The sequence below is a fragment of the Microbacterium hominis NBRC 15708 genome (assembly GCF_001592125.1).
GTDB classification, from domain to species: domain Bacteria; phylum Actinomycetota; class Actinomycetes; order Actinomycetales; family Microbacteriaceae; genus Microbacterium; species Microbacterium hominis.
Map to the genome: position 1 here is coordinate 22,945 of NZ_BCWI01000005.1, position 25,832 is coordinate 48,776.

Genomic DNA, 25,832 nt, shown 5'->3' on the forward strand with positions numbered 1-25,832 from the left:
CCCGCCGCCGACGCCTTCATCCGTCCGCTCCGGTCGCCATCGCCGCCGCGAAGCGGCGCCGCGGGACGGACGAAGCGCGGGTGGCGGTCACAGCCAGCGGCGGCGCTTGAAGATGACGTACAGCACGGCCGGGAACGTGATCATCACCGTGAGGGCGACCGGATAGCCGTACTCCCAGTGCAGCTCCGGCATGACGTCGAAGTTCATGCCGTAGACGGTGCCGATCAGCGTCGGCGCGAAGATGATGGCCGCCCACGAGGAGATCTTCTTGACCTGCTCGTTCTGCGCGAGGTTGACCTCGGTCTGCCGCCGGGCGACGAGCGCCGAGTGCACGGTGAGCGCCTTGTCCAGCACGGCGCGGAACCCGTCGATGCGCTCCGTGACCCGCAGCGCGTGGTCGCGGACGTCGCGCAGCCGGCGCTGCAGCTCGATGTCGACGTGGTACGCCTCATGGCCCCGCTGCAGCCACTCGATGATCGGCACCAGCGGATGCGTCGCGCGCGCGAACCGGTTCAGCTCGCCCGACAGCTCGTAGATGCGGCGGGAGAGCGCGTCGTCGTCGGCGTCGCCGAACAGGTCGTCCTCGATCTCGTCGATGTCGTTCTCGATGCCGGCGACGAGCGGCTCGTACTCGTCGACCACGCGATCCAACACCGCGTACAGGACGGCCTCCGACCCGAGTGCCAGCAGCTCGGGCTGCTCCTCGAGCCGCCGCCGGACGGCGCCGAGGTCGGGCGACTCGGCGTGGCGGATGGTGATGAGGAAGTCGGGGCCGACGAAGAGGTGCAGCTCGCCGATGTCGAGCTCTTCGCGCTCGTCGTCGTAGCGGGCCGGGCGCAGCACCACGAAGAGCGTGTCGCCGTAGCGCTCCACCTTCGAGCGCTGGTGGCCCAGGGCGGCGTCCTCGATGGCGAGGGGGTGCAGCTCGAACTCGGCGGCCACCGAGGCGAGCTCCTGCTCGGACGGCCGGTAGAGACCGATCCAGGCGAAGCCCGCGTGCGCCTCCTGCAGCGCGTAGGCCTCGTCCAACGAGGCCGGCGTCGCGACGCGGACACCGTCCTTGTACACGGCGTTGTCGATCAGGGTCATGTCGGTCCTCCTCCGGATGGCGCGCGGCGCGGGGGTGGCGCAGGCGCGGGTCATCGCGCACCCGTGTCGGGTGGGCGCGGGGTGCGCGCGGCTGACGGCGCGCACGGAAGCGCCGCGGAGGGGCCGGCTCTCAGAGCGAGGTGATGCCGGCGGCGCCCACCGCGGCGCGCCTACTATCGTCTGCCATGGTGTCTCACCGCCTCGGATCGGGGCCCGCCGCGCTCGGATACGCGGTGACGGGCCTCGGTGAGTATAGCCCCCGCGGGTGACGTGACCTCACAGGCGGCTCACGCCTCGGAGCGGCGCCCCGTCTCCTGCTCCCAGAACTCCAGCTGCTGGGTGAGCGCCTTCGCGAGCTCGAACACCTGCTGGGGAGGGATGCGCACCCGTTGGACGACGCGGCCGGGCACGACCGTGACCGGGGCACCCTCGGCATCCACCCCCGCCTGCGGGGGCCGGGCGAGGCAGACGAAGTCCATCACGAACACGTCGGGGGTGTGCCAGACGTTCGCGAAGTCGGCGTACGTGCCCGCCACGATCTCGGGGGGCAGGTCGATCTCGAACTGCCGGGGCGTCTCATCGTTCATGCCGTCCTCCTTCTCGCGGTGCGTCGGCCGCGGCGCCGGGGCCGCCCGCCGGCAGGGACGTCTTCCGGCGAGTCTACGTGCGGTCCGCGCCGACGAGCCGCGCGAACGCGCTGAGGCGGGCGACCCCGTCGGGCGTGCGCGGCAGATCGTCGAGCAGCCCCGTGCCGTACACGACGTAGGCCGTGTGCTCGGCGCGGGAGACCGCGACGTTCAGACGGTTCTGCAGCAGCAGGAACTCGAGGCCCCGCGGTGCGTCCCGCCCGCTGGATGCCGCGAGCGAGACGATCGCGACCGCGGCCTCCTGCCCCTGGAACTTGTCGACCGTGCCCACCGGGACCGTGCCGAACCCGGCCGCGACCAGCGCCGCCTCGACCAGCACCTGCTGCGCGTTGTACGGGGTGACGACGATGAGGTCGTCCGGCTCGAGCGGCCTCGGCGCGACGCCCGCGGCGGCGGTCCATTCGCGGCCGACGAGGTCGCGCACGAGCGCGACGACCGCCTCCGCCTCCTCCGGCGACTGGGTCGCGTTGCCGGTGTGCGCGAGCGCGACCGGCACGACGCCGGGCAGGATGCCCGCGAGGCGGCGCCCCGCGGTCGACGGATGCGCGGCCAGCTTCCCGTCGTACGACAGCTCCGACACCGGCGCCGCGACCTCGGGGCGCATGCGGCGGGTCTGCGCGAGGAAGAAGCCGCGATCCTCCGCGATGACGGCGGCGCCGTCCATGACCCAGCCGAGAGCCGATGTGTCCACCGGCTCGGGGTGCGTGCCCTGGCTCACCTGCGGGAGCTGCTGGGGGTCGCCCAGCAGCATCAGGCGCGGGGCGGCGACCGAGACGGCGATCGTCGAGGCGAGCGAGAACTGGCCCGCCTCGTCGATGACCAGCAGGTCGAGGCTGCCGCGCGGCACGCGTCCGGCGTGGCTGAGGTCCCAGGCAGTGCCCCCGATCACGAAGCCCCCGGGATGGTCGGCGGCGAAGGCGGCGTAGCCGTCTTTGGCGATGGGGGTGAACGGCTCGGAACCGGACGCGGGCCCCTTGCCCTTCATGGCCTTCGCGACGAGCTCGGCCGGCACGCCCGCCTCGACGATGCGCGCGAGCATGTTCTCGACCACGGCGTGGGACTGCGCCACGACCCCGACGCGATAGCCGTGCTCACGCACCAGCCGCGCGACGACGTGCGATCCGACGTAGGTCTTGCCCGTGCCCGGCGGGCCCTGGACCGCCAGGTAGCTGTGGTCCAGATCGTGCACCGACCGCGCGATGTCGTCGACGTCGTCGCGGGGCAGGTCGCCGGCGATGACCGCCCGCGTGAGCCCGCCCCGACGCGTGCGCGGCGGACGGCGCAGCAGGAGGTCGGTCGCGGCATCCCGCGGGAAGTCCGCGGTGCGGGCGGCGCCGGAGTCGATGAGCCCATCGGCCCACTGATCGATCGCGGCCTGCTGCGATCCCGCCTGGGGCGGGGCGGGCGGGGTCAGCGCGAGGGGCAGCTCCTGCCAGGTGAAGCCCTGCACGGAGTTCTCCTCCACGACCACGCCGTCATCGAGCACGTCGACGATCCGCACCGATCGTGCGGCGTGGATCCAGCGCGGACTCGTGTCGATCGGGAACGGCGCGGGCAGCTCGTAGAGCACGAACGCCGAGCCGTCGGCGCTCAGCTTCGTCCCGGGGGCGAGGTCGCCGCGCAGCTCCACCACGCGTCGCTGCACCCGACCTCCCTCCGGGATGTGCCAGTCGCTCAGGATGCGGCAGCGGTCGTGGTCGAAGACGATGACGTCGCGCGTGTCCTCCCAGATCGACACCGGCTCGCGCAGGCGCAGGAAGTGCGTCGCCCAGAACGTCTTCGCCTCGCGCGGGTAGTAGTCGATCGCGGCCGCGCCGAGCCGGAGGGCGAGCACGGCCGTCTCGTCAGGTGCCGCCGCGGATGCCGCCGCCACCGCCATCCGGTTCAGTGCCTCCGCCCGCGGGGAGGGCTCGTAGGGACGCTCCGCGGCGTCGACGTCCGCCGAGGGGACGAGGCGCGCCTCGCGGGCCCGGTCGACGAGCCAGTTGCGCAGCCTGCGCGTGGAGACGCAGTCGTAGCGGTTGTAGTCCGCGAGGTCGTCGAGGATGGCGGCCCCCGCATCCGGCGCCCCCGACTCGATCGCCGCGCGGGCCTCGACGTACTTCACGATCGAGTCGTCGCCGCGCTGGACGTCGCTCGTGCGCACCTCGGCGCCCATGTAGAGCGGCTCCAGCTTCTTGATCGAGTACGAGCGTGACCCCACCCGCAGCGCCCGGCGCACGATCGGGTACAGATCGACGAAGACGCCCTCGCGCAGCAGCGTGTCGACCTCGGCCTCGCGCACGCCGTAGCGGGCGGCCATCGCGAGCAGGTGGGTCGGCTCGTACGGCGCGTAGTGGTAGATGTGCATGCCGGGGTGGGCGCGCCGACGCAGCGCCACGACGTCGAGGAAGTCCTCGAGCGCCCGGCGCTCCTCGGCGAAGGTGTGCGCCCACAGCGCCGCGTACTGCTCGTCGTCGTCGACCCACCCGAACAGGTAGTCGATCCCCCACATCGCCCCGTTCGTCCCCGTCGCCCCGGTCGTTCCGGGGGCACCGTCGGCGGACTCGGTGTAGAGCGGGTCGCCCTCGAAGTCGAAGAACAGGTCGCCGCGGTCGGGGCGCGGGAGCGCGCCGATGGCCGTCGGGAGCACCACCTCGTAGGTCGGCACCGGCGGCAGCTCCGAGGTCGGCGCCGCATCGCCGACGCCGCCGGCCGGGCTCTCGAGCTGGAGTCGGGCCTGCGTGCGCAGGCCCGCGAACGCGTCCCACGACATGCGCGCCGGGGCCTCGCGCGCCGCCGCGAGCGCGTCGATCGTGCGGATGCCGTCCAGGCGCAGCCGATCGCGCTGGACCGGACGCATGCCGGCGACCAGCAGCAGGTCGCGGTGGGCGACGACCTCCGCGTCGCACGTCGCGCACCGGCCGCACGCCACGACGCGCAGGGCGCCGCGGTCGTCGCCCCACGCGATCGCGTCACCGTCGGCGCCGGCGGCCAGATCGCGGTCGGCGATGAGCGCACGCAGGCGCTCGCGCCGCAGGCGGAACACCGGCATGAGGTCGCGCACGGCGTGCGTCGAGGTCGAGCCGTCGCCCAGCAGCAGCTCCACCCGGTCGCTGCGCGCGACGCCGAGACGGTCGAGTTGATCGACGTATGCCGCGAGCTGCATGAGCGCCGTCACCCGCGCGCGGCGGGCGAGCTTGGTGTCCTGCACGACCCACGGCGTGGGCGCGGCGACCGTCGGGTCGTCGCGGACGAGGAAGTCGGCGAAGCCCACGAACTCGTCCGTCGCGAAGACGGCCTGATACACGACGGCGACCGTCGGATCGGCCAGCGCCGCGGTGGTCGCGGCGACCGCGACGGCGACGGCCTCGGCATCCGAGGACCGCGTCTCGGGCAGCTCGACCACGCGGCCCGGGTACTGCGCGCGGTACGCCTCGAGCTGGCGCCGTTCGTGCTGCGTCCCCAGCCGTCCCGCCCGCTCGAGGGTGAGATCGGTGGGTTCCTCCACCGCGGGCACCCGTCCGAGCTTGGCGTCGATCGCCCGGAGCCAGGCGAACTCGCACTCCGCAGCGGCCTTCAGGTCGGTCGCGCTCCAGACGATGCGCGCCCCGCTGCCGCTGTCTTCGATGTATCGCATGTCGCCCTTCCGTCTTCGACGCTAGTCGCAGGCGCCGACATCGTGCACCGCGGGCCGCCGCGCACCCGCCGGAGCGCCGTGCACCTGCCAGACTGGACACGTGATCGAGAACCTGCCGTTCGAGAGCGTCTACCGGCACGGCTTCGCGCGCGTCGCCGCCGCCACGATCCCCGTCGCCATCGCCGACCCGGTGCGAAACGCCGAGGCGGTCATCGATGCGACCCGGGCCCTGAGCGACGACGCGGTCGCCGTCGCGGTCTTCCCCGAGCTCTGCCTCAGCGGATACGCCATCGACGACCTCGTCATGCAGGATGCCGTGCTCGACGCCGTCCACGCGGCCATCGCGACGCTCGTCGAGGCGTCGCGCGAGCTCCGGCCGCTCATCGCCGTCGGCGCGCCGCTGCGCCTGGACGCCCGCCTGTACAACTGCGCGGTCCTCATCCACCGCGGCCGTGTGCTGGGCGTCGTCCCGAAGAGCTACCCGCTGACCTACCGCGAGTTCTACGAAGCCCGGTGGTACGCCGCCGGCGCGGGCGCCCCGGCCGCCACCGTCCTCGCGGGTCAGGAGGTGCCGGTCGGCGCCGACCTGCTGTTCGCCGCGACCGACGTGCCCGGGCTCGTCGTGCACGCCGAGGTCTGCGAGGACATGTGGGTGCCGATCCCGCCGTCCTCGGCCGCCGCCCTCGCCGGCGCGACGGTGCTGCTCAACCTGTCCGGCAGCCCCATCACGGTCGCCCGCGCCGACGACCGGCACCTGCTCGCGAAGGCGCAGTCGTTCCGCTGCAACGCCGCCTACGTGTACGCCGCGGCGGGGATCGGCGAGTCGACGAACGACGTGTCGTGGGACGGCCAGACGATGATCTACGAGTCCGGTGCCCTCCTGGCTGAGAGCGAGCGCTTCCCCGACGGCCCGCGCTCCTCGGTCGCCGACGTCGACCTCGACCGCCTGCGCCAGGACCGGCTCCGGCAGGGGACCTTCGACGACAACCGCCGCGTCAGCGCGCCCGGCGCGCGCACGGTCGCCTTCACCGTCGACCCCCCGGCATCCGACATCGGCCTGCGCCGCGCGCTCGACCGCTTCCCGTTCGTCCCCGACGACGCGGCCCGTCTCGACCAGGACTGCTTCGAGGCGTTCAGCATCCAGGTCTCCGCCCTCGAGCAGCGCATGCGCGCGATCGGCTCGCCCAAGCCGGTCATCGGCGTCTCGGGCGGCCTGGACTCGACCCACGCCCTGCTCGTGGTCGCCCGCGCGATGGACCGGATGGGCCGCCCGCGCAGCGACATCCTCGCCTACACGATGCCGGGCTTCGCGACGAGCGATCACACGAAGTCGAATGCGATCGCCCTCGCCGAGGCGATCGGCGCGTCGATCGAGACCATCGACATCCGTCCGATGGCGACCGCACTGCTCACGGGCATCGGCCATCCCTTCGCCGACGGCGAGCCGGTCTACGACGTGACGTTCGAGAACGTGCAGGCCGGCGCCCGCACCGACTTCCTCTTCCGACTCGCGAACCAGAACGGCGGCTTCGTCGTCGGCACCTCCGACCTGTCGGAGCTCGCCCTGGGGTGGGCCACCTACGGCGTCGGCGACCAGATGAGCCACTACGCCGTCAACGCCGGCGTGCCCAAGACCCTGATCCAGCACCTCATCCGCTGGGTGATCGCCCACTCCGACGGCGACGGGACCGCCCTCACCGACGAGGCGAAGGCCGTGCTGCAGTCGGTGCTCGACACCGAGATCAGCCCCGAGCTCGTCCCGGCGGGTCAGGACGGCAAGGTGCAGTCGACGGAGGACACGATCGGGCCGTACGCCCTGCACGACTTCACGCTGTTCCACGTGCTGCGCTACGGCCTGCGTCCGTCGAAGATCGCCTTCCTCGCCGAGCGCGCCTGGCGCGACGCGGATGCCGGGACATGGCCGCCCGGCTTCCCGGCATCCGACCGCTACGCGTACGACCGCGACACCGTCGTGCGCTGGCTGCGCGTGTTCCTGCGCCGCTTCTTCGGCTTCGCCCAGTTCAAGCGCACGGCGATCCCCAACGGCCCCAAGGTGCTCGCGGCCGGCTCGCTGTCGCCGCGCGGCGACTGGCGCGCCCCCAGCGACGGCAACCCCGCGGTCTGGCTCGCCGAGCTCGACCGGGCGCTGCCGCCCGCCTGACCCCCGGCGCCGTTCATCCGTCCCGTGTCGTCGTGTCGCCCCGCGCGAGGCGACGCGAGGGGACGGATGAAGGCGGTGCTCAGGCGGCGGGGAGCGTTCCGATCGCGACCGTGATGACCCAGCTGTCGCGCGAGGCGTCGACCAGGGTGTACCGCATGTTGCGGTCGGGGATCCACCCCTTGAGCCGCCCCATGTCGAGCCGCACGCGCTCGGGGGCGACGCGCACCCCGCGGCCGTCGGCCTCGAGCACCGCCTGCACGCGCACCCAGTGCTGCAACAGGTCGGGGATGTTGTTCGGATCGAACAGGTGCGAGTGCTTCTGCATCAGCCGGATGTCGGCCTGCTCCGGCGTCATGTCGCGGATGTCGATGCCCAGCGGCAGGCCGGGGTCGCAGATCGCGACGACCGTCGCCGCGCGATAGCTCGCCGTGACGATCGCGATCGGCAGCTCCTGCCCGTCGCGCGAGGCGATGAGACGCGTGTGGTAGCCGAAGCCGCGCGGGGCCTCGCGCTCGATGCGGATCTCGGTCATGTCGCAGCCGAGACGCGCGGCGATGAGCTCCTTCGCGAGGATGCGGCGGCGATCGTGCACGCTCGTGCCGGGATCCCACCCGAGACGCGCCGCAACCGAGGAGGGGGTGTCCAGGAGTACCGAGGTGAGTGTCATGTCGTCCTTCCTTCCCCCGTGCCGACGGGGATTGCCACGCCGTCCCATCTTGACCCACATCGGCCTCCCGCAGGGAGGGGGATGCGGCGTGAGAAAGCCCGCGGAGCGGGGCGCACTCGATAGTGTCTATGTATCCGCGCATCCTCTCCACGGAGAGCCGTGCTGCGCCGTGACGGACAAGACGAAGGAAAAGTGCATGTCGACACCTCCGCCCACCGACCCCGACGGCGCCCCCGGCGACACCCCGGAAGCCGCCGCGTCCGCTCCGGCGGACGACCAGCCCACCCAGGCCTACCCCGCCCCGGATGCCCAACCGACCGAGGTCTACCCGCCGGCCACCGGCGGCTACGGCGACGCGTACGTCGCGCCGACGGCGCCCCCGCTGCCTCCCGTGCCGCCCGCGGCAGCCCCGTACGGCCAGCCCGGATACGGGGCTGCGCCGTTCGGACAGCCCGGGGCGGTGCCGCCCGGCCCCGTCCCTCCGCAGCCGGGACAGCCCGACACCCGGTCCAAGGCGATCGCGTGGACGGCGCTCGGACTGGCGGCGGGCGGAACGATCCTCAGCCTCGTCGGCCTCGTGCCCGTGCCGTGGGTCGGCCTCGTGGCCGTGCTCATCGGCGGTCTGCTGCTGCTGGCGGGCTTCATCTTCTCGATCGTCGGGCTGGCCGGCAAGCGCTACGGCGGCAAGCCGCTGAGCATCACGGCGCTCGTGCTGTCGCTCGTGGGCGCGACGATCGGGGCGTTCGCCCTGATCTGGTCGATCGTGCTTCTCGGCCTCTCCGCGGCCGGGTCGTCGATCGACGACGTGCTGGCCCCCTCCGCGACGCCGTCGGCGGAGGTCACGCCCGGCGCCGGTCTGCCGACCGACGACAGCGAGGCCGACGCGGCCGAGGAGACCGCCGCCGAGCAGGCGTTCATCGCCGACGTCCGCCCGAAGGTCAACGACATCTTCGCCGAAGTCGACCCGACCGCCACGCCGGACGTCATCGAGGAGGTGCTCCCCGACGAGTCGCTCATCATCATCGGCCAGACGCTGCTGGTGACCGGGGACAGCGGCGTCGAAGACCTCGTCCAGCAGACCATCACCAGCATCGGCGCCGATGAGAGCGCCGCCGACCTGCTGCGCACGCTGTACCAGGAGATCCTGGCCTCCGCGAAGACCTACCTGCAGTAGCGCTCAGCGCGCCTCGCGCGCGCTCTCGGCCGAGGGCCGGGCGGCATCCTGACGGATGACGCTCGGCCCTTCGTGCGTCGAGGACACGAGGATCTGGGCGGGCAGCTGCTCCTTCATCGCCTCGACGTGGCTGATGACGCCGACGGTGCGCCCGCCCGCCCGGAGGTCGTCGAGGGTGCGCATGGCGAGCTCGAGCGTCTCGGGGTCGAGGGAGCCGAAGCCCTCGTCGACGAAGAGGGTGTCCAGGCGGATGCCGCCGGCGCGCGAGGTGACCACCTCGCCCAGACCGAGGGCGAGGGCGAGGGAGGCGAGGAAGGTCTCGCCGCCGGAGAGAGACTGGGGTGAGCGCAGTCGGCCCGTGTGCGCGTCGAGCACGTCGATGCCGAGTCCCGATGCCCGTCCGCGGGCGGCGCGCGCGTCGGAATGGTGCAGGGTGTACCGGCCCGACGACATCTCGGCGAGCCGGACGTTGGCGGCGGCGACGATCTCCTCGAGCTCGGCGGCCAGCACGAACGTCTCCAGATCCATCTTCATCGTGTTGGGCGCGCGACCGGCGACCGTGTCGGCCAGGCGGATGACGGCGGCGGCGTCCTCGCCGCTCTCCTGCACCGCGACCAGTGCCGCATCGACCTGCCGCAGCAGATCGTCCAGGCGTGCGGCGACACCGTCCGCGCCGGTGTGCGCGGCGATCGCCTCGGCGCGGGCCGCGTCCGCCGCGGCCGCGGTCTCGGCGGAACGAGCGAGCGCCTCGGCATCGATCTCGTCGCCGACGGCGTCGAGCTCGAGCTCGAGCAGCCGTGCCCGCGTCGCCGTCAGCCGGGCCGCGTGGTCGGCGACCTCGGCGTCGAGCTGCGCGATGCCGGCGTCGTCGAGGAGTGCCGCACGGACCGCGGCGGCATCCGCGAACGGCGACGACGCGAGGCGGGTCTCGAACTCGGCCGTCGCGGCGTCGCGGACGCGGAGCCTCTCATCGCGCGCGGCGACGGCGGCCACGACGGCGCGCGCCCGATCCCGCTCCGCCGCCGTCGCGGCGATCCGCGCGGCGACGCTGTCGAAGCCCCCGCGCCCCTCCACGACGGCTGCCGTCAGCCGCGCGATGTCGCTCTCGAGGCCGCGGAGCCGTTCGCGGGCGGCGGCGAGGTCGTCGGCCACGCGCGCGCGTTCGGTCTCGGCGAGGGCGGCGGTGGCATCGAGCTCGCGGCGGCGGGCGTGGAGCTCGTCGAGCAGGGCAGCGGCCTGCGCCGCCGCGGCGGCCGCGGCGGCGGTGCTCGCGAGCTGCTCCTCGGCCGAGGCCACCTCCAGGCCCGCGGCCTCCGCCCGGGCCTGAGCGAGCTCGTCGCGCACGCGGGCCGCCGCTTCGCGGGCGGTGCCCTCGGCCGCGACGGCGGCGTCGCGCGCGCGCTCGGCGGCGGCGAGCACCTCGTCCGTCACCGGCTCGTCGCCCCTGTGTGCGGGACGGGGATGGGCCGTCGAGCCGCAGACCGCGCAGGGCTCGCCCGGGATCAGAGCGGCCGCGAGCTCCCCCGCGGCCCCGGCGAGTCGCCGGCGCAGCAGGGCGCCGACCTCGGCCGCCGCGGCCTCCGTCGCCGCCGACGCCCGGGCGTACGCGGTCTCGGCGCGGGTCAGCGTGTCCGCGTGCGCCTCGGCGCGGCGTGCGGCGTCGAGCACGTCGCCGAGCCGTGCGCGCTCGGCGTCGAGCTCGTCGCGGCGCGCCGCACCGGCCTCCGCCCGGACGATCTGCTCGTCCAGGGCGGCGCGCACGGCCGGCACCCCCGCGCGCCGCTCGTCGAGGGCGTCGAACGCGGCGCGGAGGTCGGCGACGACGCGCGTCGTCTCGACGTGCGCGGCCGCCCGCTCGTCGAGCTCGCGCTCGTGCGCGGCGGCGGTCTCCCACCGCACGAGGTCTCCGGTGAGGGTGTCGACGAGCGCCGCCACATCGGCGTCGGCGTCTCCCCCGCCGTCGGTCCATCGTCGCCAGGCCGCCGCGGCATCCGCCGCGGCCGTCGCAGCGGCACGGTCGGCGCGCTCCGCGGCATCCCCCGGCGCCCGCAGCAGCGCGGCGGCCCGCGCGTCGGCGAGGCGCCGGCGGTCGGCGTCGACGGCGGCGGAGCGCTCCTCGAGCCCGCTCAGCCTCTCGCGGAGCGCCGCGCGCTCGCGCCCGCGCTCCGCGCGCGCCTGCAGAGCGGCGTGCGCCGCCGCCGCGGCCTCGGAGGCGGCGTCGGCGCTGCGGCGTGCGAGGTCCGCCTGCTCGACGCGGTACTGCGCACGCTGGAGCGCCCGCTCGGCGGCGGCCCGCCGCTCGGGCAGGGGCGCGTCGGCCGCGCTCGCGCCGTCGGCGGGCTCGAGACCGTGGGCGCCGATGAGACGCTCGGCCTCGCCCAGGAGGGTGCGGGCCCGTCCGTCTACGGCCTTCAGTGCATCGGCGGCGTCGCGGCGGCGCTGCTCCAGGTCGTCACGGTAGCGCTCGAAGCGCCGTGTGCCGAAGAGCGTGCGCAGCAGCGTCTGGCGTTCGTCGCCCGGAGCGAGCAGGAACCGCGAGAACTTGTTCTGCGCCAGCAGGATGACCTGCTGGAACTGCGCGGCGTTCAGCCCCAGCACCTCGCCCAGCGCCTCGCCGACGGTGCGCGGCTTGGCGGCGCGGCCGACCCAGGCGCCGTCGACGAGCTCGTCGAGCTCGGCGCGGGCCGGCGCCGTCGTCAGACCGCCGCCGCGCTTGGCGGGACGGTCGTACTCGGGAGCCCGCGTCACCCGCCACCGCCGCGCGCCCACCGTGAACTCCAGCCGCACCTCGGTGGGGTCGGCGGGGTGGGCGTGGTCGCTGCGCAGCCGCTTCTCGCCGCCCTCGTAGCGGGGCACGGTGCCGTAGAGGGCGAAGCTGACCCCGTCGAGGATGCTGGACTTGCCCGTGCCGGTGCGCCCGGAGATGAGGAACAGGCCGTCGTCGTCGAAGGCGTCGAAGTCGACCACCTGCGTGTCGCGGAACGGACCGAAGCCGGTGAGCTCGAGCCGGTGCAGCTTCATGACCGTCGCTCCGCGCGCCGGAGGAGGATCACGCGAACGCCTCGACGCGGATGCGCTCGTCGAGGACGTCGCCGAGGAGCTCGCGTTCGCGCGCCGTCGCGCCCTCGCCCTCCCGCACGTGCGCGAGGAAGGCGTCGACGAGCTCGGCGTCGCTGCGCGCGGCGCGCACGCGCTGGGAGTACGAGCGCCCGTCGTCGCTGCGCACCACGGCCGGAGCGTGCACGACCTTGGCGCAGAACGGGAACCGTTCCTGGAGGCGGCGCAGCGGATCGCGCTCGGGCAGCGCGTCGGTGTACTCGACGCTCACCCACGCGTCCTGCGCCGCGGCGTGCGCGGGAGAGGAGAGGATCTCGGCGAACGGGCCGCGCAGCGTGACGAGCCGGCGCGGCACCGGCAGCGCGAGCCACGTCGCCTCGGCCGCACCCTCGGCATCCAGCTCGACCAGCCACGACCCGCGCGGCTTGTCGCCCTCGCCGAAGCTGTAGTGGAGGGGGGCGCCGGCGTAGCGCACGTGGGGGGCGAGCCGCTGGCGGCCGTGGATGTGTCCGAGCGCCGCGTAGTCCACTCCGTCGAACACCGACAGCGGCACGACGTCGAGCCCGCCCTGCTGGATGTCGCGCTCGAGGTGAGGGGTCGGCTCGACGCCCGCGGCGAAGCAGTGCGCGATGGCGACCGCGCGCCCGCCCCGGATGGCCCGGTCGGCGCGCACCCGCTGCATCGCGTGCCCGAGCACATCGGCGTGCGTGCGCGCCTGGGGCCACGACGCGCGCAGCAGCGCCGGCTCGAGGTAGGGGATGCCGTAGAAGTGCACCGGGCCGTGCGCATCGGACACGGTGATCGGCTCGTCGAGGCGCTCCGGGTCGGTGCGCACGTGGATGCCGTCGCGCAGCAGGCCTGCCTGGAAGCCCAGACGCGCGGCCGAGTCGTGGTTGCCGCTGGTCACGATGACCTGGGCCCCGGTGTCGGCGAGCGCCCGGAGGGTGTCGGAGAGGAGCGTGTAGCAGGCGGCGGCCGGAGCGGCGGAGTCGAAGACGTCGCCGGCGACGATCACGACGTCGACGTCGTGCTCGCGCACCTGTCGCGTGAGCGCCTCGAGCACCCCGCGGAGCGCGTCGAGCGTGGAATGACCGTGGAAGGTCCGCCCGATGTGCCAGTCCGAGGTGTGCAGGATGCGCATGACTCCACGGTAGGCGGAGCCGGCGACATCGCCCGGAAGGCCCGCGGCGGAGCCCTCAGTCCTGGGCTGCGCGGCGTCGCACCCCGAGATCGATGACACCGATCAGCAGGGCGATCGCGACGAAGACGCCCACCGCGACCATCCCGTACGCGTACGCGTTGTGGAAGACCTCGAGCCCGTCGTGCCCCTCGCCCTTCTCCCGGTAGATCGTCGAGTAGAACAGCGACAGGCCGATCGCCGTGCCGACGGCGGTCCCGACGCGCTGTCCGAGCTGGCCGACGGAGCCCGCCAACCCGCCCGCGCGGGTGGGGATGTCGGCGAGGGTGAGCGTCTGGTTGGGCGCGACCACGAGTCCGGCGCCCGCACCGGCGACGACCATGACCGCCGCCATCGCGTACTCGACGACCCCGGCCGGCACCGTGTAGGCGACGACGGCGAGGGCCGCGACGCTGACGAGCACGATCACCAGGCCCCACACCACGAGCGGCCGCCCGAGCCGCGCGACCAGGTTGCCGCCGAACCAGGCGGTGATCGCGCTGGCGACCGCGAAGCCGATCGAGACCATGCCCGCGAACACCGGCTCGGTGCCGACCCCGGTCTGCAGGAACAGCGTCGTGAGCAGGAACATCGCCGGGATCGCGGTGAAGTAGGTCGTGACCACGAGCGTGCCGTTGCGGAAGGACGAGATCGAGAAGAGCGAGAACGGCACGAGAGGCGACCGGCCGGATGCCGCGTAGCGCCGCTCCCACCACGTGAACGCGGTCACGAAGACCACGAACAGCACGAGCGACCACCACCGGCGCGGGTCGTCGCTCGGAGCCCCGGTGGTGAACAGGAACGGCCACATGAGCGTGATGATCGTGAAGGCCAGCAGCACGAGCCCGACGGGATCGAGCTGGAGCCGCCCGGGCGTCGAGCGGCGGGTGCGCGGCAGCAGTCCGAGCACGCCCGCGATCACGAGCGCGCACAGCGGCACGTTGATCCAGAAGATCCACCGCCAGCCGTCCTGGGCTCCGCCGAGCGCGATCATGAGCCCGCCCAGCGTCGGGCCGATCGCCGTCGCGATGCCGATCGTCGCGCCGAACAGGCCGAACGCGCGCCCGCGCTCGGCGCCGACGAAGATCTGCTGGATGGTCCCGAGCACCTGGGGCATCTGGATGCCGGCCGCCAGTCCCTGCACGAGGCGGCCCGCGATGAGCACCTCGATGGTGGGCGCGACGGCGCACACGATGCTCGTGACGAGGAACAGGCTCAGCCCGACGAGGAACAGGGTCTTGCGGGAGCGCTGGTCGCCGAGGCGCCCGAAGGGCACGAGCGCCAGCCCGAACATCAGCACGTAGCCCGAGACGACGATCTGCAGCTGCGTCGAGCCGGCGCCCAGCGCCTTCTCGATCGAGGGCAGCGCGACGTTCACCTTGCTCAGATCGAGGATGGTCAGCGCCGCGACCGAGACGCAGACCCAGAAGGCGCGCCACCGCTGAGCGCTGTCGAGGGGGATGCTGGCCGTTGCGGGACTCGTCACCGTCCCACGCTAGCGTCCCTGCGCGGCGGGGCGGCCGCGGAACGGGAAGAGGGGTCCGCCTCGCGGCGGACCCCTCCCCTCAGGCGATCAGCGGCAGGAGGCGGCCGCCACCGTCGCCGTCTGCACCGTCGACGACGCGTTGCCGGCGGCCGTGGCCGTCACGGTCACGGTGTGCGCCGCCAGCGCGCTCTCGCGCGTGGTGAACGTCGTCGACACGCTCTTGCCGGCCGGGACGGAGACCGTCTTCGCGCCGGACGGGCTCGCGAGCGCCGCCGAGACCGCGACGGTCTCGTTGTTCGTCACGGTGACGACCTCGACCACCTTGCCGAGCACGCAGCGCGTCGTCGCGGCAACGGCGATGCGCGGCCCGAACGAGACGGATGCCGACGTCGACGCGCTGACCAGCCCGTCGCGGTAGCCGTCGTAGTGCGCCGTGACGGCCGTGACCGTTCCGGGCACCTCGACGTGGGCGGCACCGTCGGACAGCGCCACGGTGGCGCTCCAGCCGCCGCCGGAGAAGGTCACCGTGCCGACGACGTCGCCGCCGTCCGCCGCGGCGACGCGCGCCGTGACCTCGCGGCCCTGGGCGCTCAGCGTGGTGGTGGAGGCCACCGCGGAGACGCCGGTCCACGCGTGCATCGCGTCGAGCACACCCTGGGTGACGCTCACGAACGCGCCGTGCCGGGGGCTGGCGGGCAGGCCGCCGGTGGCCCGCACGTTCCACGTCGACCGCTGCGACAGCCGGTCGCTCTGCGTGCTCGAGGCGATGGCGCCGCCGCTCGTGAGGAAGGCCCGGTAGCCGCCCGCGCCGTAGTTGTCGACGAGGAAGACGTAGCCGTCGCCCGTGTTGTTGGGGTCGCCCTCGTTGAGCTTGACGATCTCGGGACCCTCGCCCGCCTGCCCGGTCTCGAGCGAGGTCATGTGCGTGTCGACCAGCTGCCACGTCGTCGACGGGTCGGCCGTCCAGCTCGACGCGGTCGTGGGCGCCGTGAGCACCTTCGAACGCTCGAGGAAGATGTCCTTGCCCGCCTCGAGGGTGCCGGCGGCGCCGCCCTCCTCGTTCTTGGTGAAGCGGTAGTAGTAGTCGCCGATCTTCGTGACGGTCGAGTCGATGCGGGCGTAGCCGGTGTCCTGCCAGCTCGTCGGCGGGTACGTGAAGGTGCGGAAGTCCCGCGTCAGCACGTAGAACATGCGCGCATACAGGTTGTCGCTGTTGGTGTGGCTGGCATCCGAGTACAGCCGCGACGCGAAGAACACGACGTAGGACTGCAGGTCGTCGTCCCAGTACGCCTCGGGCGCCCAGGTCATGCCCGCCGCGGGCTGGTTGACGGTGATGCCCGTGTTCTCACCGTTCGTGCGGCTCCAGGTGACGAGGTCGGTCGACTCCCACACCTCGATCTTCAGGCTTCCCGCCGACTGGGCGGGGCCCCAGCCGGTGCCGCATCCGATGCACAGGTCGGTCGCGACCATGTAGTACTTGTCGCCGTCCTTCGAGCGGAGGATGTACGGGTCGCGCAGGCCCTTCGTGTCGGCGGTGGAGGTGATGACCGCGTTGCCGCCGTTGACGGGCGAGAACGTGAAGAAGTCGTTGCCCGACGTGGCCGCCTGGTAGATCTTCTCGTCGCTGTCGGACTTGAAGTAGGCCGCCGCGTAGCCGGCATCCGGAGCCCAGCGACCGTGCTCGGCGACGGTCACGGTGAAGCTGCGCTCCGCGGTGGCGCCGTTGAGCGTCGCGTGGGCCGTGAGGGTCGCGGTGCGGTCGCCCGCGCCGTAGGCGGGCCGCGCGACGATGCCGCCGCCGCGGTAGGGATCGGCCGCGCCGACCGCCGGTGCCGTGTAGCCGGGGTCGGTCGGCGTCACCAGCGACGCGTCCGAGGAGGTCCACGTGATGGCGGCGCCGTTGACGGCGCCCTTCGTGGCCAGCGGGAGGTTCTCGGTGGTGCGCGACGCGAGCGTGATGGCGTCGAGGTCGGCGGCGACGCTGGGCGCGAGCACCGTCACGTCGAAGGTCAGCGTGCTGGACAGGCCCGTCTGCGCCGTCAGGGTGACGGCCGTGTTCGCGCCGATGGAGCGGGAGACCACACCGGTGGTCGACACGACCGACGGGTTGGAGGAGGACCAGGTCAGGGAGACGCCGTTCACCGTCGCCGGCAGCGTCAGGTTCGACGACACGCTCGAGAGCGAGGCGTTGGAGCCCAGCATCTGCGCGAGGACGTCACCGCGCAGCAGCGCCGACGTGGTCGCGCTCTTCTGCTGCGCCGTCGGCATGCTCGCCGACACGTCGGAGGACGACAGCGCGACGTCCCAGAACTTGACGTCGGAGACGTCCGCCTTCAGCAGCGGGTCGCCCTGGTAGAGCGAGCGGCCGAGGTAGCCGAGCACCGAGCCCGTCGGGATGATCGAGCTGAGCGAGAGCGCGTGCGTGAGCGTGGAGATCTGCACGCCGTCGCGGTACAGGGTCAGCGTGCTGCCCGAGCCCACCATCGTCAGGGTCGTGAAGCCGGGGTTGAGCCCGCCGCCGGCCGGCAGACGGCTCTCGCCGTTGCTGCCGCCGTTCTTGACGCGGATCGCGGACAGCACCTGGTCGGTGTAGCCGCCCTGAGCCGAGCGGGGGCTGAGGAAGATGTGGTTGCCGAGGGCCGTCGTGTTCCACGCGCCCACGCCGTCGCCGATGACCCAGCCGAAGTGGTTCGCGGAGGTCTGCGTGGACACCGTGTACTCGACCGTGAAGTCGTTGTCCGCCGCGGTGATGAGCCCCGACGGGAGGGACGCATAGCCGTCGGCGCGGAAGCGCAGGACGGCGTCGCCGCCCGCGTCGGCGAAGGAGCCGTCCGTGAGGCCCGTCAGCGTCGCGTTGCGCCCGTTGCCGGAGACGTCGAGCAGGGTCGTGCCGCTGTGCGACATGTCGTAGTGCGCGGTCGGGGCGGGCACGCCGGCGGCCGACGCGGCACCGGGGGTCGCGAGGCCGACGCCGGTGAGCGCGAGCACACCGGCGAGGGCGGCCGCGACCGCGCGGCGGGACGAACGCCCGGATGCCGCGGGGGCAGGCGGGAGCAGTGCTGATCTCATCGTCGAGACCTTTCTCTTTCGGGTAGGTGGTGTCGAGGGCGGGCGAGGGGGCTCAGAATCCCTGGGCCAGGCGGTAGTAGGCCTGGTTCCAGCGCAGCTCCTTCTGGAAGCCGCGGACGGTGGTGTCCTCGTCGATCACGAGGAGCTCGGTGCCGGCGATGTCGGCGAAGTCGCGGAAGACCTCGATGCCGACCGCCGTCGTCATGACGGTGTGGTGCGCGGCGCCGGCGGTCAGCCAGCAGGCGGCGCTGGTCGCGAAGTCGGGCGCCGGCTTCCAGATCGCGCGTCCGACCGGCAGCTTCGGCAGGTCGGGCGCGTCGACGTTCTCGACCACGTTGGCGACCAGCCGGAAGCGGTCGCGCATGTCGCTCATGGCGACCACGACGGCGGGGCCGGGGTCGGCGGTGAAGACCAGACGCACCGGGTCGTCCTTGCCGCCGATGCCGAGCGGGTGGATCTCCAGGCGCGGCTTCTGGGTCGTCAGCGACGGCGAGACCTCGAGCATGTGCGCGCCGAGGATCTTCTCGTCCCCGGCGACCAGGTCGTAGGTGTAGTCCTCCATGAGGCTCGCACCGCCCGGCAGGCCCGCGCCCATGACGTTGGCGACGCGGACGAGGATCGCGGTCTTCCAGTCGCCCTCGGCGCCGAAGCCGTAGCCCTCGGCCATGAGCCGCTGCACCGCCAGACCCGGCAGCTGCGTCAGCGCGCCGAGGTCTTCGAACGAGGTCGTGAAGGCGCCGAAGCCGCCGGCTTCGAGGAAGGTGCGCAGTCCGATCTCGATGGCCGCGCCGTCGCGCAGCGACGCGTGGCGCTCGGCGCCGGGTCGCAGCTCCTCGGCGACGTCGTACTCGGCGAGGTACACCTGCACCAGGGCGTCGATGTCGGCGTCGGATGCCGCGGCGACGGCATCCGCGAGCTCGTTCACGCCCCACGTGTTCACCTGCACGCCGAAGCGCAGCTCGGCCTCGGTCTTGTCGCCCTCGGTGACCGCGACGTAGCGCATGTTGTCGCCGAAGCGGGCGAGCTTGAGGGTGCGCGCGGCCTGCCATCCGGCGGCGGCGCGCTGCCACTGCTCGATCTGATCGCGCACGGCGGGGTTGGAGACATGACCCACGACGGTCTTGCGGGCCACCCCCAGCCGGGTCTGGATGTAGCCGAACTCACGGTCGCCGTGGGCGGCCTGGTTCAGGTTCATGAAGTCGAAGTCGATGTCGTTCCAGGGCAGCTCGACGTTGGCCTGCGTGTGCAGGTGCAGCAGCGGCTTCTGCAGTGCGTCCAGGCCCGCGATCCACATCTTGGCGGGGCTGAAGGTGTGCATCCAGGCGACGACGCCGATGACGGAGTCGTCGCTGTTGGCGTCCAGGGCCAGGCGGCGGATGCTGTCGGAGTCGGTCAGCACCGGCTTCCACACGACGCGCACGGGCAGCCCCTCGAGACCGGCGGCGACCGCCTGCGACTGCGCGGCGACCTGCTGCAGCGTCTCCTCGCCGTACAGCCCCTGGCTGCCGGTGACGAACCAGACGGTGTAGTTCTCGAGAGTGGTGGAGAGGGTCATGATGTCTTTCCGGTCGTGGGGACGGGGGTGGGCGGCCGCGAAGGGGCGCGGCCTCAGAGAGCGGTGACGGCCGCCGCCTCGACGGCGAGGCCGGCGCGGTAGCGGTCGAGATAGCGGGCGAATCCCGCGACGTCCGCGGGATCGGGGTCGACGACGGCGGCCGCGGCATCCGCGAACACCACGGCGTCCAGGTAGGCGCCGAGGCCTTCGGCGGCGCGCGCCGCGACCGCGCGACGGAAGGCCGCGAGCACCGCGATGCCCCACGCCCCGCCCTCGGATGCGGTGTCGCCGACGGCCACGGGGGCGTCGAGGGCGACCGCGAGGAAGCGCTGCGCGACGCCGGCGGTGCGGAAGACGCCGCCGTGGGCGTACATCCGGTCGAGGGCGACGCCCTCCCCGTGCAGCACCGTCATGCCCAGGGCGAGGGTGCCGAACACGCCGTAGACCTGCGCGCGCATGACGTTGGCCAGGTCGAACGTCGATTCCGGCGTGCGCACGAACAGCGGGCGCCCCGCCGTGAGGCCGGCGATCGGCTCGCCCGCGAGGTGGTTGTAGGCCAGCAGTCCGCCCGCGTCGGCATCGCCCTCGAGCGCCTCGCGCAGCAGGACCTCGAACACGGCGTCGTCGTCGAGGGGCGCACCGGATGCCGCCGCGAACCGGCGGAACAGGCCCGCCCAGGCGGCGAGCTCGCTGGCGCCGTTGTTGCAGTGGACCATCGCGACCGGGTCGCCGGCGGGGGTCGTCACGAGATCGAGCTCGTGGTGACGCCCGGCGAGCGGCCGCTCCAGGACGACCATGGCGAAGATGCTCGTGCCGGCGCTGACGTTGCCGGTGCGCGGCGCGACCGCGCCGGTCGCGACCATGCCGGTGCCGGCGTCGCCCTCGGGCGGGCAGAACGGCACGCCCGGCCGCAGCGCGCCGCGGGGATCGAGCAGCGCCGCGCCCTCGGGGGTCAGCGACCCCGCATCGGCGCCCGCGGGCAGCACCTCGGGCAGCAGGGAGCGCAGCGGCGGGAGGGCGGCGCCCTCGCGCGCGATGAGCGCGTCCACGCGCGCGACCAGGCGCTCGTCGTAGTCCGCCGTGTCGGCGCCGATCGGGAACACGCCCGAGGCGTCTCCGACGCCCAGGACACGCCGACCCGTCAGGCGTTCGTGCACGTGACCGGCCAGCGTCGTGACCGCGGCGAGCCGCGCCACGTGCGGCTCGCGGTCGAGCACCGCCTGCCGCAGGTGCGCGATCGTCCAGCGCAGCGGGATGTTGACGCCCAGCAGCTCCGACAGCTCCGCGGAGGCCGGACCCGTGCTGGTGTTGCGCCAGGTGCGGAAGGGCACGAGCAGCTCGCCGTGCGCATCGAAGGCGAGGTAGCCGTGCATCATCGCCGAGACGCCGATCGCGCCCACGGTCTCCAGCCGCACCCCGTACCGGCGCTCCACGTCGGCGACCAGGTCGGCATAGGCGTCCTGCAGTCCCGCCCAGACGGCGTCGAGCGGATAGGTCCAGCGGCCGTCCTCGAGGCGGTTCTCCCACGCGTGGGCACCGACGCCCAGCACGGTCGCCGGCGCATCGGCGTCGACGAGGCAGGCCTTGATCCGGGTCGAGCCGAACTCGATGCCGAGGCTGGTGCGACCGGCGCGGATCGCCTCCGCGAGGACGGTGTCACCCGTGGTGGTCATCGCCGTTCGTCCGTTCCCTGCCCGTAGACGTTCTGATACCGGTTGTAGAGCGCGTCGATCTTCTCCTGCGGGATCGGGATGAGCTCCCCCGCCTGGCGGGCGATGTGCACGGTGCGGGCGACGTCCTCGCACATCACGGCGGCCTTGACGGCATCCTTGGCGTTGACGCCGATGGTGAAGGGACCGTGGTTCTGCATCAGCACGGCGCGGCTGCGGTGGCCCCGCAGGGTCTCCACGATGCCGCGGCCGATCGAGTCGTCGCCGATGATCGCGAAGGGGCCGATGGGGATCGGTCCGCCGAACTCGTCGGCCATCGCCGTGATGACGCAGGGGATCTCCTCGCCGCGCGCCGCCCAGGCGACCGCGTAGTCGGAGTGCGTGTGCACGACACCGCCGACGTCGGGCATGTTCCGGTACACGTAGGCGTGGGCCGCCGTGTCGCTCGAGGGGCTGCGGTCGCTGCCCGGCGTGCCGGGGACGACGGCGCCGTCGAGATCGCAGAGGATCATGTTCTCCGGCGCCAGGTCGTCGTACGAGACCCCGGAGGGCTTGATGACGAACAGGTCGCTGTCCGGAACCCGTCCCGACACGTTCCCGCCCGTCCAGACGACGAGGCCGTACCGCACCAGCTCGCCGTGGAGGGCGGCGACATCGGCGCGCACCGCATCGATGCGCTCCTGCAGCGCGGCGTCGATCACGACCGCGCCCTCGTGCCCGCTCATCCGCTCCTCCGCTTCGTGAGGACCCGCTGGAGCAGGACGAAGGCCAGGAGGATGCCGCCGGTGATGATCGTCAGGTACTCGGGCTTGATGGAGCCGTCCTTCGTGATGATCATCCACAGCGCCGCGAGCACGAGCGTTCCCACGACGGAGCCGAGCACGTAGCCGACGCCGCCGGTCAGGAGGGTGCCGCCGATGACGACCGCCGCGATCGCATCGAGCTCCCAGCCGATGCCGGTGACGTTCTGCGCCTTGCCGCCGACCTCGGCCGTGTAGACGACCGCCGCGACGCCGGCCAGCGCGCCGCTGATCACGTAGATCCAGACGCGGGTGCGGGCGACGGGCAGGCCCATCAGCTGAGCGGACGACTCCGCGCCGCCGATCGCGTAGACGGTGCGTCCGGTGCGGGTGCGGTGCAGGAAGAACACGGCGGCGATCACGATGATCACGGCGACGAAGAAGCCCGGCGTGAGCACGAGGTCGTTCGTCTTGACGCCGTCGATGAGCTTGAAGTCGGTGGCGAAGAGGCGGATGGGCGCGTCGTCCGGGGCGTGGACGGGCACCGTCGAGAGCATCGAGGCCAGTCCACGTGCCAGGAACATCATCGCCAGCGTCGCGATGAACGGCTGCACGTTGAAGTACTGGATCAGCACGCCCGAGACCAGTCCGAACAGCGCACCGAACACGATCATCAGCACGATCGCGAGCCAGCCGTTGACCCCGATGCCCATGAGCATGACACCGGCGACCGAGGTGAAGGCGACGACCGCGCCGACCGAGAGGTCGATGCCGCCGGAGAGGATGACGATCGTCATCGCCACGGCGAGGATGATCGTCGGCGCGAAGCTCACGAGCAGGCTCGACATGGTGCCGAGGTGGAAGACGCGGCCGTAGGCAAGCTCCGCGTACACGAGCATGCCGATGAAGAGCACGACGGCGGCGAGGGTCGGGATCAGCGACTGGCTGCGCCCCCAGAGGCGCGACCAGGCCGTGCCCCGGGGCGTGGCGATCGCCGCGGTGCCGCCCGCGGGCTCCGGCGCGGTGCGTTCGCGGGTGGTGGACGCGTCGCTCATGCGACGACCTCCTTCGGCTGCGTGGACTCGGAGAGGGGGGCCTCGGGGGTGCGCGAGCGGTCGCCGCGACGCAGCACGAGGGAGCGGATGCGCTCGGACTGCAGCAGCACGAGGGCGACGATGACGATGGCCTTGAAGGCGGGGGTCGCCGCCGCCGAGACACCGAGGAAGAGCACCGTCTTGTTGAGGGTGGCGATCAGCAGGGCGCCGACCGTCGACCCGACGATCGAGAACTTGCCGCCCGCGAGCGAGGTGCCGCCGATCACGACCGCGAGGATCGCGTCGAGCTCCATCTGGTAGCCCGTCCCCGACACGTCGACGGTCATGACCTCCGACACGGTGAACAGGCCGCCGACCGCGGCGAGCGCCGCCGACAGCACGTACACCGAGATGAGGATGGGCCGCGGACGGATGCCGGCGAGGCGGCTGGCCTGCGGGTTGATGCCGATCGACTCGATCATCAGCCCGAGCGCGGTGCGGCGCATGACGAGCGCCACCAGGATCACGATGGCGATCGCGAGCACGAAGCTCAGCGGCAGCCCGAGGAACTGGCCGTTGGCCAGGGCCCGGAACGGCGCGTTCTCCGCGTTCGTGTTCTGCCCGCCGGTGATGACGCGGGCGATGCCGCGGCCGGCGAGCATCATGACGAGCGTGCTGATGAACGGCTGCAGGCCGATGACCGCCACGAGGAAGCCGTTGACCGCGCCGAGCACCACGCCCAGCAGCACCGCGAGCCCGATGGCGGCGAACATCGCCCCCACCGAGGTGGGCTGGCCCAGGCCGCTCAGGGTGACCATGGCGATCGCACCGCCGACGGCCATGACCGAGCCGACCGACAGGTCGATGCCGCTGGTCGCGATGACGAAGGTCATGCCGAGCGCGATCATCACGATCGGCGCCGACACCCGCAGGATGTCCAGCACGTTGCCCGAGAGCTGACCGGTCGTGGGGTTCACCCCGACCGCCAGGTAGGACGGGTCCTTCAGCGTGTTCAGGGCGAGCAGCAGGACGATGCCGACGATGCCCCAGAACCACGGTGTGCGCACGAGCGCCCTCAGACGGTTCATGCCTGTTCTCCTTCGACCTCGTCGGCGAGGGCGTCCGCGCGGGCTTCCGCCGCGGCATCCGAGTCGGCGGCGATGATCGAGACGATCCGTTCCGCGGTGACGTCGGGGCCGTTGACGACCTCGCCGACCTTCTGGTGGTCCTTCATGATGACGATGCGCTCCGAGAGGCGGACGACCTCCTCCAGCTCCGAGGAGATGAAGACGACGCTCATGCCGCCCTCGGCGAGCTCGGCGACGGTCTCCTGGATGTCGGCCTTCGCGCCGACGTCGATGCCGCGCGTGGGCTCGTCCAGCAGCAGCAGCTCGGGGTCGGTGGCCAGCCAGCGACCCAGCAGCACCTTCTGCTGGTTGCCGCCGGAGAGCAGACGGATGGGACGGTCGGGATCGTTCGGCCGCACGCTGAAGCGCTCCATGTAGGTCTTCACGAGGCGGTCGACCTCCCGCGCCGGCACGCGGCGCAGCCACCCGCGCTGGGCCTGCACGGCCAGCATGATGTTCTCGCGGATGCTGAGGTCGCCGACGATGCCGTCGTCGCGGCGGTTCTCGGTGGAGTAGGCGATGTGGTGGGCGAGGCCCGAGACCGGAGAGGTGATGCTCGCCTTGGCGCCCTTGAGGCGGACGCTGCCGGCATCCGGCTTGTCGGCGCCGACGATCAGGCGGGCGAGCTCCGTGCGGCCGGAGCCCAGGAGGCCCGCGAAGCCGACGACCTCGCCCTTGTGGATCTCGATGTCGGTGGGTGCCAGGGCGCCCTTGCGCGCGATGCCCTCGGCCGCGTAGACCGGGGTCGCGGTGCGGTCGCGGTCATCGACCTGACGGTTGGAGCCGAGCGCGCGCAGGGCGCCGAGGTCCTTGCCGATCATCTTGGAGATCAGCTCGGTGCGGTCGAGGTCGCGCTTGAGGTATTCCCCCACGAACCGGCCGTTGCGCAGCACCGTGATCCGGTCGCTGATCGCGTACACCTGGTCGAGGAAGTGGGAGACGAAGAGGATGGCGACGCCCTGGTCGCGCAGCTGCCGGATGACGCCGAACAGCGTCTCGACCTCGGCGGCGTCCAGGCTCGAGGTCGGCTCGTCGAGGATGAGCACCTTCGACTTGGTGACCATCGCGCGGCTGATCGCGACGAGCTGCTGGAGGGCGATCGAGATCGACTGCAGCGGGGCGCGGGGGTCGAGGTCGCCCAGCCCCATGTCGGTGAGGACCTCGCGGGCGCGGGCGTGGGTCTTGCGCCAGTCGATGCCGAAGATCGAGCGGGTCTCGTGACCGAGCATGACGTTCTCACCGATGGTGAGGTTCGTGCAGAGGTTGACCTCCTGGTACACGGTGGAGATGCCGGCGGCCTGCGCCGACGCCGTGCCGGAGAAGCGTCGCTCCTCGCCGAAGACGAGGATCGAGCCGGAGTCGATCTGGTAGACGCCGGTCAGCGCCTTGATGAGCGTCGACTTGCCGGCGCCGTTCTCGCCCATGAGGGTGTGGACCTCGCCGGGCAGCAGACGGAAGTTCACGTCGTCGAGGGCCTTGACGCCCGGGAACGTGATCGACGCGCCGCGGACTTCGACGATCGGGAGGGGTTCGGTCACCACGTGCAGACTTCCTCGTTGA

General features: G+C 72.7%; 16 protein-coding genes. 2 read left to right on the forward strand and 14 right to left on the reverse strand.

Annotated elements, in window-relative coordinates; genetic code table 11:
• Positions 1-87: 87 nt before the first annotated feature.
• From MHO01S_RS05740 to MHO01S_RS05750, 3 genes are all read right to left on the reverse strand, one after another.
• Positions 88-1,089 (reverse strand): magnesium and cobalt transport protein CorA, encoded by a 1,002-nt coding sequence (locus MHO01S_RS05740; protein ID WP_060961048.1) that lies wholly within the window; start codon positions 1,087-1,089, stop codon positions 88-90.
• A gap of 287 nt (positions 1,090-1,376) precedes the next feature.
• Positions 1,377-1,676 carry a DUF3467 domain-containing protein gene (locus tag MHO01S_RS05745; protein WP_060961047.1) on the reverse strand — a complete coding sequence of 100 codons (300 nt, stop codon included), beginning with the start codon at positions 1,674-1,676 and terminating at the stop codon, positions 1,377-1,379.
• Between the two features lie 73 nt (positions 1,677-1,749).
• Positions 1,750-5,355, reverse strand: a complete 3,606-nt coding sequence (locus MHO01S_RS05750; protein ID WP_061781969.1) for a TM0106 family RecB-like putative nuclease — start codon at positions 5,353-5,355, stop codon at positions 1,750-1,752.
• 100 nt (positions 5,356-5,455) lie between these two features.
• Here MHO01S_RS05750 and MHO01S_RS05755 point away from each other — a divergent pair, with 100 nt between their 5' ends.
• Positions 5,456-7,516: an NAD(+) synthase gene (locus tag MHO01S_RS05755; protein ID WP_061781970.1), complete on the forward strand. Its 2,061-nt coding sequence runs from the start codon at positions 5,456-5,458 to the stop codon at positions 7,514-7,516.
• Between the two features lie 79 nt (positions 7,517-7,595).
• Here MHO01S_RS05755 and MHO01S_RS05760 read toward each other — a convergent pair whose 3' ends face one another.
• Complete coding sequence (locus MHO01S_RS05760) at positions 7,596-8,183, reverse strand: 4'-phosphopantetheinyl transferase family protein (protein WP_060961045.1); 588 nt, start codon at positions 8,181-8,183, stop codon at positions 7,596-7,598.
• 196 nt (positions 8,184-8,379) lie between these two features.
• Here MHO01S_RS05760 and MHO01S_RS05765 point away from each other — a divergent pair, with 196 nt between their 5' ends.
• Complete coding sequence (locus MHO01S_RS05765; RefSeq protein WP_060961044.1) at positions 8,380-9,357, forward strand: hypothetical protein; 978 nt, start codon at positions 8,380-8,382, stop codon at positions 9,355-9,357.
• 3 nt (positions 9,358-9,360) lie between these two features.
• Here MHO01S_RS05765 and MHO01S_RS05770 read toward each other — a convergent pair whose 3' ends face one another.
• The 10 genes from MHO01S_RS05770 to MHO01S_RS05815 all read right to left on the reverse strand — a co-directional run bounded on the left by MHO01S_RS05770 (position 9,361) and on the right by MHO01S_RS05815 (position 25,813).
• Positions 9,361-12,378: an AAA family ATPase gene (locus tag MHO01S_RS05770; protein WP_061781971.1), complete on the reverse strand. Its 3,018-nt coding sequence runs from the start codon at positions 12,376-12,378 to the stop codon at positions 9,361-9,363.
• A 28-nt stretch (positions 12,379-12,406) separates the two neighbouring features.
• Positions 12,407-13,555: an exonuclease SbcCD subunit D gene (locus MHO01S_RS05775; protein WP_061781972.1), complete on the reverse strand. Its 1,149-nt coding sequence runs from the start codon at positions 13,553-13,555 to the stop codon at positions 12,407-12,409.
• 55 nt (positions 13,556-13,610) lie between these two features.
• Positions 13,611-15,077, reverse strand: a complete 1,467-nt coding sequence (locus MHO01S_RS05780; RefSeq protein WP_061781973.1) for an MFS transporter — start codon at positions 15,075-15,077, stop codon at positions 13,611-13,613.
• A gap of 87 nt (positions 15,078-15,164) precedes the next feature.
• Positions 15,165-18,146, reverse strand: coding sequence for an immunoglobulin-like domain-containing protein (locus MHO01S_RS05785; protein WP_061781974.1), 2,982 nt, complete (start codon positions 18,144-18,146; stop codon positions 15,165-15,167).
• A gap of 52 nt (positions 18,147-18,198) precedes the next feature.
• Entirely contained in the window at positions 18,199-19,701 is a 1,503-nt protein-coding gene (araA, locus tag MHO01S_RS05790) for an L-arabinose isomerase (RefSeq protein WP_060959390.1), read from the reverse strand.
• A 53-nt stretch (positions 19,702-19,754) separates the two neighbouring features.
• Complete coding sequence (locus MHO01S_RS05795) at positions 19,755-21,374, reverse strand: xylulokinase (RefSeq protein WP_061781975.1); 1,620 nt, start codon at positions 21,372-21,374, stop codon at positions 19,755-19,757.
• Entirely contained in the window at positions 21,371-22,096 is a 726-nt protein-coding gene (locus MHO01S_RS05800) for an L-ribulose-5-phosphate 4-epimerase (RefSeq protein ID WP_060959388.1), read from the reverse strand. The genes MHO01S_RS05795 and MHO01S_RS05800 overlap by 4 nt, the downstream gene beginning before the upstream one ends.
• A complete protein-coding gene (locus MHO01S_RS05805; protein WP_060959387.1) occupies positions 22,093-23,166 on the reverse strand; it encodes an ABC transporter permease in 1,074 nt (357 codons plus the stop codon). Before MHO01S_RS05805 ends, MHO01S_RS05800 begins: the two co-directional genes overlap by 4 nt.
• Complete coding sequence (locus MHO01S_RS05810; RefSeq protein WP_060959386.1) at positions 23,163-24,233, reverse strand: ABC transporter permease; 1,071 nt, start codon at positions 24,231-24,233, stop codon at positions 23,163-23,165. The genes MHO01S_RS05805 and MHO01S_RS05810 overlap by 4 nt, the downstream gene beginning before the upstream one ends.
• Positions 24,230-25,813 (reverse strand): sugar ABC transporter ATP-binding protein, encoded by a 1,584-nt coding sequence (locus MHO01S_RS05815; protein WP_060959385.1) that lies wholly within the window; start codon positions 25,811-25,813, stop codon positions 24,230-24,232. Before MHO01S_RS05815 ends, MHO01S_RS05810 begins: the two co-directional genes overlap by 4 nt.
• Between the last annotated feature and the right edge of the window lie 19 nt (positions 25,814-25,832).